The 322-nt window shown below is 65.8% G+C and carries 1 protein-coding gene; it reads right to left on the reverse strand.

Annotated elements, in window-relative coordinates:
* The coding region (locus HB634_RS22770; protein WP_213950226.1) for a carboxypeptidase-like regulatory domain-containing protein at positions 1–302 on the reverse strand (302 nt) is incomplete at its 3' end.
* Positions 303–322: the final 20 nt, after the last annotated feature.

A 322-nucleotide genomic window follows, 5' to 3' on the forward strand; every position in this document is an offset into this window, starting at 1 on the left:
GTCTGCACGCCCTTGTGCGAATCGACGGCCGTACCGTTGTGCATCAGGGTGACGGTGTAGGTGCCGATCGGCAGCGAGTTGGCGCGGTAACGGCCACCGGAATCGACGGTGATGTCGCGGCGCAGGCCGTTGTCCGTATTCTCGATATGGACAACGTCACCGGGCGTGGCGGAGCCGAAGATGGCGCCGGTGGCGTTGCTCTGCGCCAAGGCCGCGCCGGCACCGCCGATGGATACGGCGAAAGCCACGGCAAGCGCGAGCTTGCGGCGCGGCGGCGCGACTGAACGGTTTGCGTACTGCATGGAACGTCCCTCCTGAAAAA

This window comes from Luteibacter sp. dw_328, from assembly GCF_018449605.1.
Lineage (GTDB): Bacteria > Pseudomonadota > Gammaproteobacteria > Xanthomonadales > Rhodanobacteraceae > Luteibacter.